The 14,083-nt window shown below is 57.5% G+C and carries 9 protein-coding genes; 1 reads left to right on the forward strand and 8 read right to left on the reverse strand.

Features of this window, described 5'->3' with window-relative positions; all coding sequences use genetic code 11:
- Positions 1-594: 594 nt before the first annotated feature.
- Complete coding sequence (locus tag QNJ86_RS07790) at positions 595-1,026, forward strand: PadR family transcriptional regulator (RefSeq protein WP_283832044.1); 432 nt, start codon at positions 595-597, stop codon at positions 1,024-1,026.
- Between the two features lie 125 nt (positions 1,027-1,151).
- Here the strand turns inward: QNJ86_RS07790 and QNJ86_RS07795 are convergent, their stop codons facing one another.
- The 8 genes from QNJ86_RS07795 to QNJ86_RS07825 all read right to left on the reverse strand — a co-directional run bounded on the left by QNJ86_RS07795 (position 1,152) and on the right by QNJ86_RS07825 (position 14,055).
- Positions 1,152-1,952, reverse strand: a complete 801-nt coding sequence (locus QNJ86_RS07795) for a 4Fe-4S dicluster domain-containing protein (RefSeq protein WP_283832045.1) — start codon at positions 1,950-1,952, stop codon at positions 1,152-1,154.
- 2 nt (positions 1,953-1,954) lie between these two features.
- A complete protein-coding gene (locus tag QNJ86_RS07800; protein WP_283832046.1) occupies positions 1,955-4,561 on the reverse strand; it encodes a molybdopterin-dependent oxidoreductase in 2,607 nt (868 codons plus the stop codon).
- A gap of 70 nt (positions 4,562-4,631) precedes the next feature.
- Positions 4,632-6,113: an amidase gene (locus tag QNJ86_RS07805; protein ID WP_283832047.1), complete on the reverse strand. Its 1,482-nt coding sequence runs from the start codon at positions 6,111-6,113 to the stop codon at positions 4,632-4,634.
- A gap of 78 nt (positions 6,114-6,191) precedes the next feature.
- Positions 6,192-6,383: a 4Fe-4S dicluster domain-containing protein gene (locus tag QNJ86_RS07810; RefSeq protein WP_283832048.1), complete on the reverse strand. Its 192-nt coding sequence runs from the start codon at positions 6,381-6,383 to the stop codon at positions 6,192-6,194.
- Between the two features lie 70 nt (positions 6,384-6,453).
- Complete coding sequence (locus tag QNJ86_RS07815; RefSeq protein WP_283832049.1) at positions 6,454-7,863, reverse strand: SLC13 family permease; 1,410 nt, start codon at positions 7,861-7,863, stop codon at positions 6,454-6,456.
- Positions 7,864-8,061: 198 nt separating this feature from the next.
- Positions 8,062-10,731, reverse strand: coding sequence for a molybdopterin-containing oxidoreductase family protein (locus QNJ86_RS07820; RefSeq protein ID WP_283832050.1), 2,670 nt, complete (start codon positions 10,729-10,731; stop codon positions 8,062-8,064).
- Positions 10,732-10,943: 212 nt separating this feature from the next.
- Positions 10,944-11,153, reverse strand: coding sequence for a zinc ribbon domain-containing protein (locus QNJ86_RS13905; RefSeq protein ID WP_365994700.1), 210 nt, complete (start codon positions 11,151-11,153; stop codon positions 10,944-10,946).
- 148 nt (positions 11,154-11,301) lie between these two features.
- Complete coding sequence (locus tag QNJ86_RS07825) at positions 11,302-14,055, reverse strand: winged helix-turn-helix domain-containing protein (RefSeq protein WP_283832051.1); 2,754 nt, start codon at positions 14,053-14,055, stop codon at positions 11,302-11,304.
- Positions 14,056-14,083: the final 28 nt, after the last annotated feature.

The following is a 14,083-nucleotide window of genomic DNA, read 5'->3' on the forward strand; positions in this document are numbered from 1 at the left end:
GGAGTCGAAGGATCCCGCGCGGCGATAGCTGGGAGATTTCCTACTGACGCCGCACGGGATCCTTCGACTCCGCGCCTTACGGCGCTCCGCTCAGGATGACAGAGAGTTGCGACAATCAGCCCGCGTCATGAAGCGAGGGAAGTTGGTCACCTCGTGGCGTAATAGCCAGCGCGAAGCGCGTCACCTTTTTGTGGGGCGATTCACGGATGACCCGTTCCACCGGAGGCGAAAACCCATCCGCGAACTGCGTTTTCGCGCTTCGTGCGAAAGGGCGATTCGTGAATCGCCCGACTATTATTATCTTTTTAGTTATATATACAGGAAAGCGCCCGCATCATAATTGTAGGGAGGACTTTATCTCTTGGCGTAATCGGGAGTGCGCAGTGCGTCACTTTTTTTGACGCGGGCGGTGCGAGCGGTTGGTTGGGAACGGTGGTTGGCGGGTGGGCTACTATTTTCAGATTCTCACTAGTAGCAATCTGCAAATAGTTATGAGATGATAGTGTTTGCATATTTTACTGCAGGCCAGCGCCTGCGCGTGCCACCATCGGCTTGCGCATGGGCGACCGTGAAGAAGAGAAAGAGGAACCGCCCATGTGGAGCAGCTGCCATCCCAAGTCCGACGCCGATCTGCAGGAGTGCGCTGAGCTGGGAAAATCGCTCAACCGGCTGTCGCAACCCACCATCCTCACGCTGCTCGCCCGCTCCGAGGCGCCGCTGCACGGCTACGTCATTGTGCAGCAAGCGGCGCAGTCCCCCATGTTCGGCGGCAAGAAGCCCGACGCCACCGGCATCTACCGCGCCCTCAAGCGCATGGAGGAAGCCGAACTGGTGACCTCCGTATGGGACACCCCCGAGGAAGGCTCGGCGAAACGCCTGTTCACCCTCACCGACAAGGGTCGCAACTGCCTCCGCCGCTGGATCGACGCACTCGCGTGCTACGAGCTCACCTTGGAAGAACTGCGCTCCGATGCCGCCGACGCCCTCGGCATCGAACTCCCCGAAACCCCCATGTGCTCGCACTAGCACACCACAACAGACATACATCAAACGGGATCCTGCACGCCATCAGCCGGAAATATTTTCCACAAAGCCGTGACGTGCAGGATCTTCAACTTCTCACGTGCGCCTTGCGAGGGGCAACAAAACCATCAGGCAAGCGCAAGGTCTCCCAAATTGACATCCCGCTCACTCGCATCCGCCTCAAATTCGAGCGTCTTTCCCTCAACTGCGATGCGCACCGTATAAACCGCAGCATCCACCTGGTCAAACAGGAAATCACCGAAGTCGTCAGTTTCCCCGCTCGCCACCTCAACTCCCGCGGCGCTCACAAGCGCCACCTTCGCCCCAATCGCCACTTCGCGGGTCTTGAAGTCCACGAGGCAGCCGGCCACGAAGCGCTTCGGCACATTTTTATACCACGCATGCGAACCCAGACCAACCAGTGCCTCAAGCGGTTCTGCACCAGCGAGATCGAGTTCTTCCTCTTCGCCGAACGAGAGCGCACCAGTCGGGCAAGCATCCACACAACGCGGCTCGACCCAGCCATCGTCTAACAGGTGAGCACACCCCGTGCACTTTTGCGGAATATTCAGTTCATCATTCCAGTACACCGCACCCAGTGGGCAGGCGTCCATGATGGCGCGCTGACCCTTTGCCTTCGCAGGGTCAATCACTACCAGTCCGTCATCACGACGGTACACCGCGCCGTCCTGAGCAACAGCCAAACAGGGCGCGTCATCGCAGTGACCGCACAGAAGCGGCGTGTAGGTTACACGCACCACTGGCACACTGCCGCGCACCTGCTCGTCAACCTTGCACCAAAACTGCCCCGTCATGGGCTGATCGGCCGCATAGGGCATCCACTCAGTACCGCAGTGTTCATCCTTGCAGGCAATCTGGCAATTGTGGCACCCGTTACACTTAGCAACATCTATCAAAAACGCCTTCATGGCTACTCCTCCACAATCAGACTGTCCAGCACTCGACCGCACTCCGCATCGTAAGAACGCGCGAACGCCTCGGGATAGCGCTCAGCGAGCTCAAACACATCAACTTTCTTCACACCCACAAGGAAGCTGTTCGTCACCTCGCCCGCTGCGTTTTTCGAAGTAGTGGCCGAAGGGCAAATGAGGTTGTTTGCCCCGCCGCGATCGAGACCGCCCATACCCACCACAATGCTATCGCAGCGCGCACCATGGTCCTGCGACACCGCTCCCGGCATAATGCGCTCGGACAGCACCACGCCGCCCAGCACCATGCCGCGCTCGTTGTAGATACCAGCGATGTCGCCGTCCGCTAGGCCCAGCTTCTCGGCGTCAACGGGATTCACGTACAACGGCTCGTAGCCATACCCATCAGGGCCTACTACCTTACACGTGGCCAGTTCGCGGAACCAGGGCACGTCATCATGATTCGCGTGCACGCGCCAGCGCGGATGGTTCGTCACCAGCAAATACGGATACTCCTTCGCACGCTCGCTGGAGATGCGGTCGTCGTGACCGTCGCCCTTCTCAATCCAGTGAGCTACCGGGCCACGCACATGATCATCAGGGAACGTTTCCGCCAACGTTGTGGAATAGTATTCAATCTTGCCCGAAGGCGTGAGCAGCGGGTTGTTCTCCGGGTCCTCATAAAAGCCAATGAGACCCGCTGGCTTTGCATCCCAGTCTTCTTCCGTCGGGAACAGCATGAAGCGATTCTCAAGGAACTGGTCGAAATCAGCCGTGTCGCCGTCCTCCATGCCACACTCACGAAAGCCCTTCTCTATCCAGTCGATAACCTCATTACCGCAGGTATAGCGCTCATAGAGATTTTCGTAGATGCCACCCAGCCGTTCAAGGGCACGAGCCACCTCGCCCACCGCCTCGTAGTCGGTGCGCACGTCACCTACCGGGTCAACAGCCTGCCCCTCGTAAGCGATGGCATTCCACTGGCCGTTGCGCACATCCACATTGAAGTCTTCCAATTCGAGGGTGGTGGAAGTGGGCAGGATAATGTCGGCGAACAGGCAGTCGTTCTCCATCCAGGGGTGCTGCACGAGCACGAACTCAAGGTTCGGATGGCGCAGCGCATCCTGGAATTCATGGCCGCCGTTCCAGCAGGTGGACCAACAGGGGGAATCGGACCAGATCATGCGAATGCCTTTACCCGGCTCAGGCGCATACGTAAAGGGAATCAGTTGATCAGCACGGTCGATGCCGGCAATAACGTGCCCATGCCACTCGATAGATGGCTCGGTGATGGCTTTGTGGATCATGGTCTTGGGAATGAACGGTTCGCTCAGGTCCATAGTGGCACCGCGGTAGGCGCCCTCGGATGAGGGCAGCACACTGCATGATGGCAACGGGTTGAGCGTCTTCACGTCCATGAGCTGCCATTCAATCATCTGGAACTGATTCACGCCGGGCTGCCCTACCCCACGCATGCCAAGCAAATACACTTCCATGCGTGCCGGCTCATGCGCGAACGCCGCTCGAATGTAGCCGCCTCCGTTGCAGTGTGCGATGGACACCTTATGCTTCGCCCAGTAGCGCGCGAGCGCCTTGATGCGGTAGTCCGGCACGCCGCAGCGTTCGGCCGCCCACTCAGGCGTCTTTGGCATGCCATCCTCGTGGCCCAGCACGTAGTACTCGAACCAGTCGAAGCCCACGGCGTGCGTATCCAGGTACTCCTTCTCGTAGGTGCCCTCGGTCATCCATACATAGGCGATGGCCAGCTGCAGCGCCACGTCGGTGTTCGGCAGCACGGGTATCCACTTGTCGGCATGCACAGCGGCAGCATAGTTACAGTCAGGTGCCACGAACACCGACAGCACGCCAATCTCATTGAACCAGTAGCACAGGCGGCTCGCCATCTGGCCACCCCAGCCCCACGGCGTGGTCTCGGGATCGGCGCCCCAATAGAACACGGCATCACCGTTCTCGGAAATGTCCTTGACGACGTTTGTTGTAATGGTCTGCATACCTACCGGATCCATACCCCAGGCGTGTTTCGCGCCCCAGTACCAACCCTCCCAGCTGTCGGGCTGGCGCGCCTGCTTGAGGAAACCACCCGTCAGGTTCAGCAGGTTCGTCTGGCAACCGTGAGCGGCGTGCACATTCTTCGTCTCACCGTGACCGTCAGATTGCGCCAGGATGGAGAAGGGTCCGGCTTCTTCTTGGATGCGCTTTATCTCGGCAGCGATGAGATCGCACGCCTCATCCCACGAAATACGCGCGTATTTCGACGTGCCGCGGTTTTGTGTGTTGCGCTCGCCGTTTGGGTCCCAGTCCACGCGCTTGAGCGGGTAAGGGATGCGGTTCGGCGAATAGGTGCGCGTCTTGTACGCCACCGACAGCGGCGGCGGGTAGCTTTTCATGCCGGGCTCAAACACATGCCCGCGTGCTTCAATCTTCCACGCGTTCAGCTCCTCGGGCGTGTACAACTGGTCGTAGTGCAGCGGTCGGATACGCGCCACGCGCCCGTCCACCACGTCAACCTCGGTGATGTTCGAGCCCATGCCGAACCCACAGAACCCCAGACACTTGACGACCGACTTATCAACTGTTCTCTCTGACATGCTTATTCCTCTTTCTTTATTTCAGCCGCAGATGCTCCCTCCCGAAGCGTCTGCGTAGCTTTCGCCAGCCCTATCCCAGGTCGCGTTCAGCCGTGATTCGGTAGAGATCAGCCCATGGCTGCAGGCGCTCGAATGCCGCACTTGCTGCCAGCACATCTTCGTCAGCCCAGCGACGTCCGATGATCTGCATGCCTACCGGGAATCCGTCCTTCGAAAGGCCAACGGGAATGGAAGCTGCCGGATGTCCGGTAAAGTTACAGAAGTAGGTAAGGCACCATCCGATGATCGGCTCGACGCGCTCTCCGGCAAGTTCGGCGGGACCCGCCGTACAACCGCCCGGAACGTTAGGCACAGGATGGCATGCCGTAACTGGCGAAATAATAAGATCGTAGGTCTGGAACGCTGTCTGCAATGCATCGTAAATTTCAGTGCGCACGACATCATCGGCGTTGTAGTCGACGTAATTGCGCCGGTACGTATCATTGATCCAATACACAAACTCGGACGGTAGATCGTCAGCATGGTCTTTCAGCAGATCAATGCCACTATTCTTGAGTGCTTCCACCGACTCCATGCCTGAAATAGAGATGAGACGACACCACGCCTCGGCAAGTTCAAAATGCGAACGCGCGAGGCCAAATTCCACCGGCTCCACCTGAGCGCCAGCTTCCTCAAAACGCTGCGCCGCAGCAGCTACCAAAGCTTTAATCTCAGGGTCAACTGGAAAGATGCCGAAGTCCGGAGTGAACCCAACGCGCCAGCCCGAAAGCGGCTTCTCAAGCGCAGCGATAAAGTTGCGCTCACCCCAATCGATGCTCACCGGATCAAACGGGTCGAAACATGCCATGGCCTGGAGCGCATGAGCTGCATCCTTTACCGTGCGGCTGATAGACCCATCCCACGTGTAGGGATGCGTAAGCGAAAATGCGTTTGGCCTCACGGGCGCGGGAATAGTACCGACTGATGCCTTATAGCCGTAGCAGCCACACCATGCCGCAGGAATACGGATAGATCCGCCGCCGTCGGTGCCTTCCGCCACAAGGAGCATGCCGTCGCCTACCGCGGCTGCCGAACCGCCCGAAGAACCACCCGAGTTAAAGCCCACCTTGAACGGCGTGCTCGTGGCTCCGAACAGCTTGTTGTCGCAGGTGCCGCGGAAGGCGAACGACGGCGCATTAGTCTTACCCACCAGGATGGCCCCTTCGTCTACCATCGCCTTGGTGTAGCAGCCGTAACCGTCATCCTTCATGTGAGCAAGCGCCTTCACGCCCCCCGTGGTTCCCGGCCATCCGGGAACGCCAGGCAAAAAATCCTTCGCCGCAGTGGGCACTCCAAAGAACGCACCGTGAGCATCGCCATGCATGAGAGCCTTCTCTGCCTCGGCAGCCTTTTCGCGCGCCTCATCAAACGCCGTATAGGTGAAAGCGTTAAGCGAAGGATTACGCGCCTCAATGGACGCGACGCACTCTTCCATAACCTCAACCGGAGATACCTTTTTTGCCTTGATATCGGATGCGAGATCAACGCCACTTAAATACTCGTCTGCTATCATGCCAATTCCTTTCGTCTAGATTTGATGGCCTCCTCTTCCAGGGGGTGGGAAAAGGAGGCCACCGCACGTTCAGGTGCGCTACACCAGGTACAGACCAATCGCGTTGGTGAGGCAAGCATTCACGCACCGGCCGCAGCCCACGCAGTTTTCGACATGCCTCACTTCCATAAACGGCGTGCCGTTAACCTTGACCACACCAATCACATCATGCTGCGGACACGCCTGCGCGCATTTCATGCAAGCCGTACACAGCAGCGGGTCAATGCGCACGCGATGCTCATTCCGATAGAATCCCGCTGGAGGCCCATACGCTCCCATAGCTTCGTTGTTGCCGGCGCGGTTACGCCAAACCCATCACGGCACACACGGCAGGAATAACCAACGACACCATTGCGACAGCAGCGATGCTGGGTACCCAACCAACCTTGAGTTCGTCAATCGGCGCAAAGTACTTTCGCTCGCTCGAATACGCGACATATACCACCAAGTCCAGCGGCAGTAAGAATGCTGCAGAGGAGAACACGGCGCACATGAAGATGGCGGCGGTGATATTGCCACCCACACTGGCAACCAATCCGCAGATGGGAATGGTAATAAGTCCAGCAACAGCTGCGCCAGCAGGGAGAATGTTATGGAATACGCAGGCGAATATGGCCACGAGCAGCATGACACCAATCACGGGGAGCGCGCTCATCGGTCCAAAGACAGCGTTGACTAGCCAGGTCATGGCACCAGTCGCTATCATGCCCGCCACAAAGCAACCAACGGCCCAGTTCAGCATCACCACTTGCCACGGGCTTTCGTCTACATACCGCTTGAAAGAAACGCATTTGAACGGAGGTAGGAAGAGCAGACCCAGAGCAACAAGGCCTACCACCACGGCGTCCAGAGCGGGAACCCACGAACCCGCAAGCCACAGAGCCAGCGTACCAACGATGATAAGCATGCCCCAAATCTCATCCTTGGTGAACCCAGGAAGAGAAGCGCGCTCTTCCCGAATACGCTCAAGCGCATCGTCGCTGATAGGCTCCGGTTTGAAAATCTTAACGAGCGCAAACCAGGACACGGGAAGAATAACAATGTTCATGATGAAGCCAAGAATCATCCAGTTAGCAAAGGTAACGGTAACACCCAAAGACTGCTCGGCAAAGCCCATGGCCAGGATGTTCACCACGCTGCCAACAGGCGTGATCCAGCCGCCGATATAGGATGCGAACGCAATGCCCAGAACGAGAGCCTTAGCCAAATTGGATTTGTCTCCCCACGGCGTGCCGTTCTCATCAAGGATCTTATAAGCGAAGGGAAGCATCATCAAGACCAGCACCAAATCGTCAATGATCATAGAAAGAATTGCCGTAGCCACCATTAACCCAGCAAGTGCCTTCTTGGAATCATTCTTCGCCCACTTAAGAACAAAGGCGATGATACGAAGCGAAATGGTTGAATACTGCACAAACAACGCCAACGCAAAGCAGGACAAACACAGAACCATAGCCACACTCACGCCTTGAGCCCAGGTCTCCCCTGGCGTTAGTATGCCCATGATAGGTACCGCCGCCGCGAACAGCCAAGCGGTAATAACGATGGGAATGGCCTCGGTAATCCACAAAACGATGCACGCAACAAGAATGCCGAGCATCATCTTACCCTCAAACGCAAGACCCTCCGGATTGGGAATAAAAAACGCTGCTAACACAATGAGCACGGCTATTCCAACCATGCCTACCTTGAAAGAAGTTCGTTCCCTCATTTTGCCCTCTCCTTTTTTCCTGGCCTGATCGACCCATCACAACCCTCCGATGGGCCGACCGGGCCACCGAAATTATCTGTCGGGTGACCTATCTCACCAGTTCGCAATAAACGTAGGCAACCGCCTTGATAGGACATCCCCGGCGCCCGCGAGAAGCTGCGGGCACACCCCTCATGAGGTCGTACTGACAATCACGGCTTACTTCCTCACCTCCCACGTGCCCAAATTCTGGTAGGCGCGGTCCCATGTGGTGTTGTGCTTGCCGTCGTAGCAGTCGGCTGGCACGCTGTCATCTGCGCCATCGTTCGGGTCGATACACGGGTATACCTTGCACAAAAGGCCGCGACAGTTCCACGTAGCCGTCATCTGATCGGCCTTGTCTGGATCATCATCGATAAGTACATTGGCGGCAGCATCGAATACGCCCTGACTCCACGGTTCTTCAGCGGGCAGTTCGGGATACCACCAACTGGGCGGCACCTGCACCACGCCTTCTGGAATGTCCCAGCCCAGGTGTGCCTTCTGGCGAATGCGACCCATCGGCGTTTCAATCCAGATCCAGTCGCCTTCCTTGATATGGAGCGCGCGAGCATCATTGAAGTGCATCCAGGTCATCGGGTATGGCGCGACGGTGCGCGTGCCGTGGCCAGGTGTACGCATCTCCGAGTGATACAGCGGGCTGATGCGACCAGCGGTGGTCAAGCGTAGTGGATACTCCTTCGCCATTTCCGGATTACCGAGTGGCGATTCAGGCTCGCGATACACCGGCAACGGGTCATACCCCAAATCCTCGATAACCGAGGCGTATATCTCCGCCTTGCGTGAGTTCGTAGCGAAGCCGCAAATCTGGCCGTTTTCCAGGCGCTTTGAGTACTTATAGTACTCGGTGGGATACGGGAAATAGGTGCCGTCGTTCACCACCTTCTCGTACGTGAGACCAGGCACGCGCGCAATACGGTACTTGATAACGTCTTCATAGGTCTCCCATGGCCAGTGTTCTTCCTGCCCCATGGCGCACCCGAGGGCACGGAAGAAGTCGTAATCCATGTGGCGCTCGGCGAAGGGTTCCACACCGCGATCACCCACGGTGATGAAGTCCATGGAGTCCTCCGATGTTGTGCACATGGGGCGCTCCATCCAGTCCGCTGCGGGCATGATGTAGTCGGCAAGAGCCGCCGTCGGTGTTTTCCAATACTCACATACCACCAAAAGTTCCAGCTTCTTCAGGGCCTTGTACATCTTCTTGGTGTTGGGAGCCCAGGCGAGCGGGTTCGAACTCCAGGCAATCATGGCCTTGATGGGATAAGGTTTTTCGTCGATAATCGCGTCCATCACAAGCGAAGGTGAGCACAGCATCTGATGCAGCATGGGGCGCGGCAGGTCATACATTTTGCGATAGTTCTTGTCGATCATCTTGAAACCGGGCCATGCCATCACGCGGAAACGATCGTTGCCGATGTATTTGGACTGGTTTTCCGGGTCCTGCAAATGGGACAGTTCCATCTCGGCATCGCGCACCGGGTAGAGTTTTTCCTTGCCCACGCCGTTGGGGTCGGCAGGTTGACCAACAAACTCGCCACCGGGATTGTCGATATTGCCCGTGAGAATGCGCAGAATGGTTTTGGCTATACCGAAACTCGATGCGTTGTTGCCGTGCTGATCGCCTCCGCCAAGACCCCAGATGATACAGGCAGGTCCGTTCGTGGCGTACAGGCGAGCCGCTTCCTCAATCTTGCGCGTAGGCACGCCGGACACCTTGGCAGCACGCTCAGGTGTGTACTCTTCCATGCGGGCTGCGATGGCATCAAACGCAGTCATGCATTCAACCTGCGCGCCATCAACCAGCCTCACGGTGTAGGTGCCGGACAGAGCAGCATCCACCACAGCATCTTTCCCCGCAGTGCGGTAATGGTTCTCGTCGGAGCACCACGTGAGTACGCCACCGCTCGCCTGATCCCACACAACGAAGTCCTCGTGCAGGCCGTCGTCCGCCACCTCATCGGCTCGCAGGAGCTTGCCCGTATCGATGCGGACAAGGAACACGGCGTTCGACCAGTACTTGAGGAAGTCTTCGTCGTAGAGCTTGTTCGCAATGATGTAGTTGATCCACGCCAAGCAGATGATGCAGTCGGTGTTCGGATAGGGCTGCAACCACTGGTCAGCCTGACCAGCCTCACTGATGCACACCGGGTCCACCACAATGAGTTGAGCTGGGTCTTCTTCGTTCACGGTTGTGCGGCCCTTGATGACACGCCAGAGCGGTGCCTCCGGAGCGTAGGATTCCGAACAACGCTTTCCCCAGTTCACAATCGTATGCGACTGCTGCGGCGAGGCGGGCATCATGGACTCGATAGGCCAGCCCACCATGGCCATGTTGAGCGAATAGTTCCAGCACCAGCAGATGGTGCCGGGGTCGATAACGTTACCCGGGTTGCCCAGCAGGTTGGTAAAGCGGCTACGCGCCCACAGGTGATCGGAGCGGTACGTACCCTCAGATGACACAAGCGTCTCGGGACCGTACGTGTCAATCAGATCCTGCAGTTTCTCCGCAATCTCTTTAATGGCCTGATCGTAGGAAATTTCTTCCCACTTATCTTCGCCGCGCTCACCTGCACGCTTGAGCGGGTGATTGATGCGCTTAGGGTGGTAGTGGAACTTGATGGCGCGCTGGCCTTTCTCCCCCAAACGGTTGCAGAGCACCGCACCTTCATCGTCGTTGGGGCGCAGTTCAACCAAGCGACCGGTGGTCGTGTCAACGCCGGCAAAGATGCCGCAGTTCATGTGGCACATATGGCAGCGCGTACGCCGCCAGCGAATGCCCTTCTCGTCAACGTAGTCATTCGGCACGCCGACCATGCTCTCAGACATGGCGTATCCTTTCTCTCCTCTTGCTGCTGGTGTGACCTCTGGCTTCACTCTACTGAGGGCGATATCCGTTTTCATGACCCCAATGCGTGGCTCCGCAGGGGTGATACGCCGGGGTAATGAGCCAGGGTAACGGCGAGGGTAAGGAACCGCGCGCAACAGGTGCGGAACCCTCCACTCTTCTGCAAGCAAACGCGAAGCCTCTTACTCCTGAGCTAGACACGCGGTGCAGGCGGAGGCGCGCCAGCGCCAGCACCGGGAGCGCCGGGAGCCGGAGGTGTGGGCGGGGCACCTGGAGCGCGCACGGCCGGCGCAGGTGCCGTGTAACCACAATGAGGGCAGGCGGTGGATGAGGCGGGCACCTCCGCACCACAGGATGGACAGTTAACAGGGCCTTCAACGGCCGCGGGCGGTCTGAAACACATAGCAATCCTTTCCTCGTTTTTCACGACACCCCGTGAGGGCGTCTAAGGGAGAGGATACGAAGGTTTCGCGGCCTGTTCATGACCTTCGCAAGACCGAACGCAAGGGTAACTACGGCGGGTAAGAGAGGGGGTAAGGCTCTCCCGTCAATTAGCGGATGGCTGAGCTCACCTGCACACTGCCCGCAAAGTGGTCGCCCGTGTATTTGCCCAACGCCTCATCACGAGTACCCACGCCGAGCTTGCTGTAGATGTTTGCAAGGTGCTTTTTCGCCGTATTGACGCTGATGCAGAGCGTGTCCGCTATCTCTTTGCGCGAGAGGCCCATATTGAGAAGCTTGAGTATTTCCAACTCTCGCGGCGTGAGAGGATCGGGACCATCGTTGGCAAACGAACCCGAACCATCGATGGCTGGCGGTGCCGTGGGAAGCTCTCGCTCAAATTCAACAAGCAGTGACTTCACGTAGGAGCGCACAACAGCGCCCGCCTTACGCGTAGTTGAGTAGTTGCGCAGAAGGTCGCGCATTGGCTCCCCCGCATCAAGCAAGCTGCGGACGAACCCGAATCGGCTGGCAAGCCCCAGCAACTCACCCAACGATGCATAGGCATGAGACTCGTCGCCCTGCTCAGCCAAGACCACCGCTTGAACCACGAGCGCCTTCACCACAATGCACACGTACCGGTTCTCCCGAGCGCGCGCCACCAAAGCATCAAGCGTCTCAAGCGCTGCCGCGACATCTCCTGCTTGGCGCGCGGCAAGCGCTCGCACAAACGAAAGCAGCAGCTGACTGTGTACATCCTCATCGTGAACCCGTGCCGCAAACTTTCTCTCAATCACCAGCAAATCGCGGAGATTTTTTCGCCGTGCAGCTATCTCCGCCTGCTGGAAGTAAGCCAACAACAGCACAGCGCGCGGAACGTCTTTCTGTTCACCGTGAAGAATGCCCTCAACAATGGCCTCATAGGCCTCAGAAAGACTTCCCGCGGCGGCGAGGGAACCCGCCTGGGCAATCTTGGCCTCAAGATACATGTCGATGTGTCGATAGTGAGACGTGCGATTAAGCGAGCGCTCCACAAGTACAGCAGCCCGGTCGCGTTCGTTGCGCTCCAACAGCACGCGCGCCAACAGAGCACAGATTGCTCCGTAAAGCGCAAAGTCAGCGGGGCACGTTTGCAGCAGTTTCTCACAACTTTCACGCGCCTCGTCAAGTTCGCCAAAGCAATGCTGTACCTCAGCGAAGTTGAACGAGTTGAACAGCAGTTGGTGCATCGTGGCATCCACACTGGCGCTCGCCTGCGCTTGAAGGTATATTTCCTGCGCTTGAGCCATATCGCCGATGCGCTCATACGACTCACCAAGCGACTGGTAGATCATACTCATGAGCGACGGCTTTATCTCATAGCCGCTATTCAGTAACTCGTCACACCGCGCCAGCGCTTCCTTGCCGTCGCCTTCCATAGCAATACATTTCATTGTGAGGCACTTCGACGAAAATTCGACGATACTCGCGTCAAGACTTCCAGCATGCTCTGGCTCCGCCATACTGCACTCAAACCGAGCAATCCACGTTTGGGCATCGGCAACACGCGCATTCGTAATACATGACCACGCCGACAACATACACAACAAAGGTGAGTCCGCAAACTCGGCCGAGGGAATGCGACAGAGCCACAGCAGGTAGGGAATGCGCTTGTCTTGACGCGAAAGCGAGCACGTTGCCTCGGTGAGGTTCGCCACGTAGTCGAAATCGCTTGCCAGCAGCAAATACTTTGCCGCCTCGTCCTTCATTCCATAATCATGGAACCACTCACTTGCCCGTGAACAGCGCTCACGCACTTCCTCCCTGCGCAGTTGAAGCAACTCATTGCGCAACCAGTCAGCAAACAGGCGATTAAACCGAAACCACATCCCCTCTTCATCGCACGGCACAACGAACAGGTTGCGCCGTATAATTTCATCTAAGAGCGCCTGCGTTGAGCCCGCGCCAAACACTGCCTCGCACAGAGGACGGCTGAATGTTTCCAGCACCGACATTTCAAACAGAAATGAGAGTACGTCTCCGGTAACCAACCGCGCCACTTGTGCTTCAAAGTACCTCCGCACATTCAGAAGGCCGCCGTCAATCCGCACCTCATCCGCAGTGCGCGCGCCTGACAGGGTTCGTGCTGCAAGCTTGATTCCCTGCGGCCATCCTTCAACAAGCTCATGAGCTCGGGCAAGCGCCTCATCAGACGGTGGTTCGTCGCACATCGCATCCGCCATGCAGCGGGCTTCGCGAAGCGTCAAAGATAAGTCTTCCGTCCCCAAATAACCGTACCCTAACCGATAGACATCAGTCTGGAGAGCCCAGGAAAACGCAGATGAGGCGAGTACCACGTGGAAATCGGAAGGGGCTGAGGCACAGAGTTTCAGCAGCCGCTCGTCAAGCCCCCTATGCTCGGCACTTCCGTAATCATCGACAAGCAGATAGCACGCTTTACCGGCCGGCAAGGAATCAAACAGGGCATTTCCTATCTCAACAACGGCATTTTCATCCAGTTCCGCGCCCTTTTCCTGCCACGCGGCAGCCATCAGAGGAACAACCTGCGTGGAAACTTCCTGTCCAAAACATGCCAAAGCCGCAGCAACATGTCGCCAGAAGCGGGCAAGATCAGCATCTTCCGCGTCAACAGTGAGCCACGACACAAGGCAGCCCTCCGCCACCTTACGCTGAGTGAAATTAACCAGCAAAGCAGTTTTCCCGTAACCCGGCGGCGCACTAATAAGCGTCAACTTTTGACGGGCGAACACGTCCAGTTTCTCGAAAACCTGCTCCCTGCACACATAGCCAGTCGGCAGTATCGGCGGCGTCAGCTTCGCACGTACGATTGAATTGAGCAGTTCTTTTTCAGGCGAAGTGACCATATACCCCCTTTTGGCCGCACGGCCGCTG

This window comes from Gordonibacter faecis, from assembly GCF_030077735.1.
In the GTDB taxonomy this organism is placed as follows: domain Bacteria; phylum Actinomycetota; class Coriobacteriia; order Coriobacteriales; family Eggerthellaceae; genus Gordonibacter; species Gordonibacter faecis.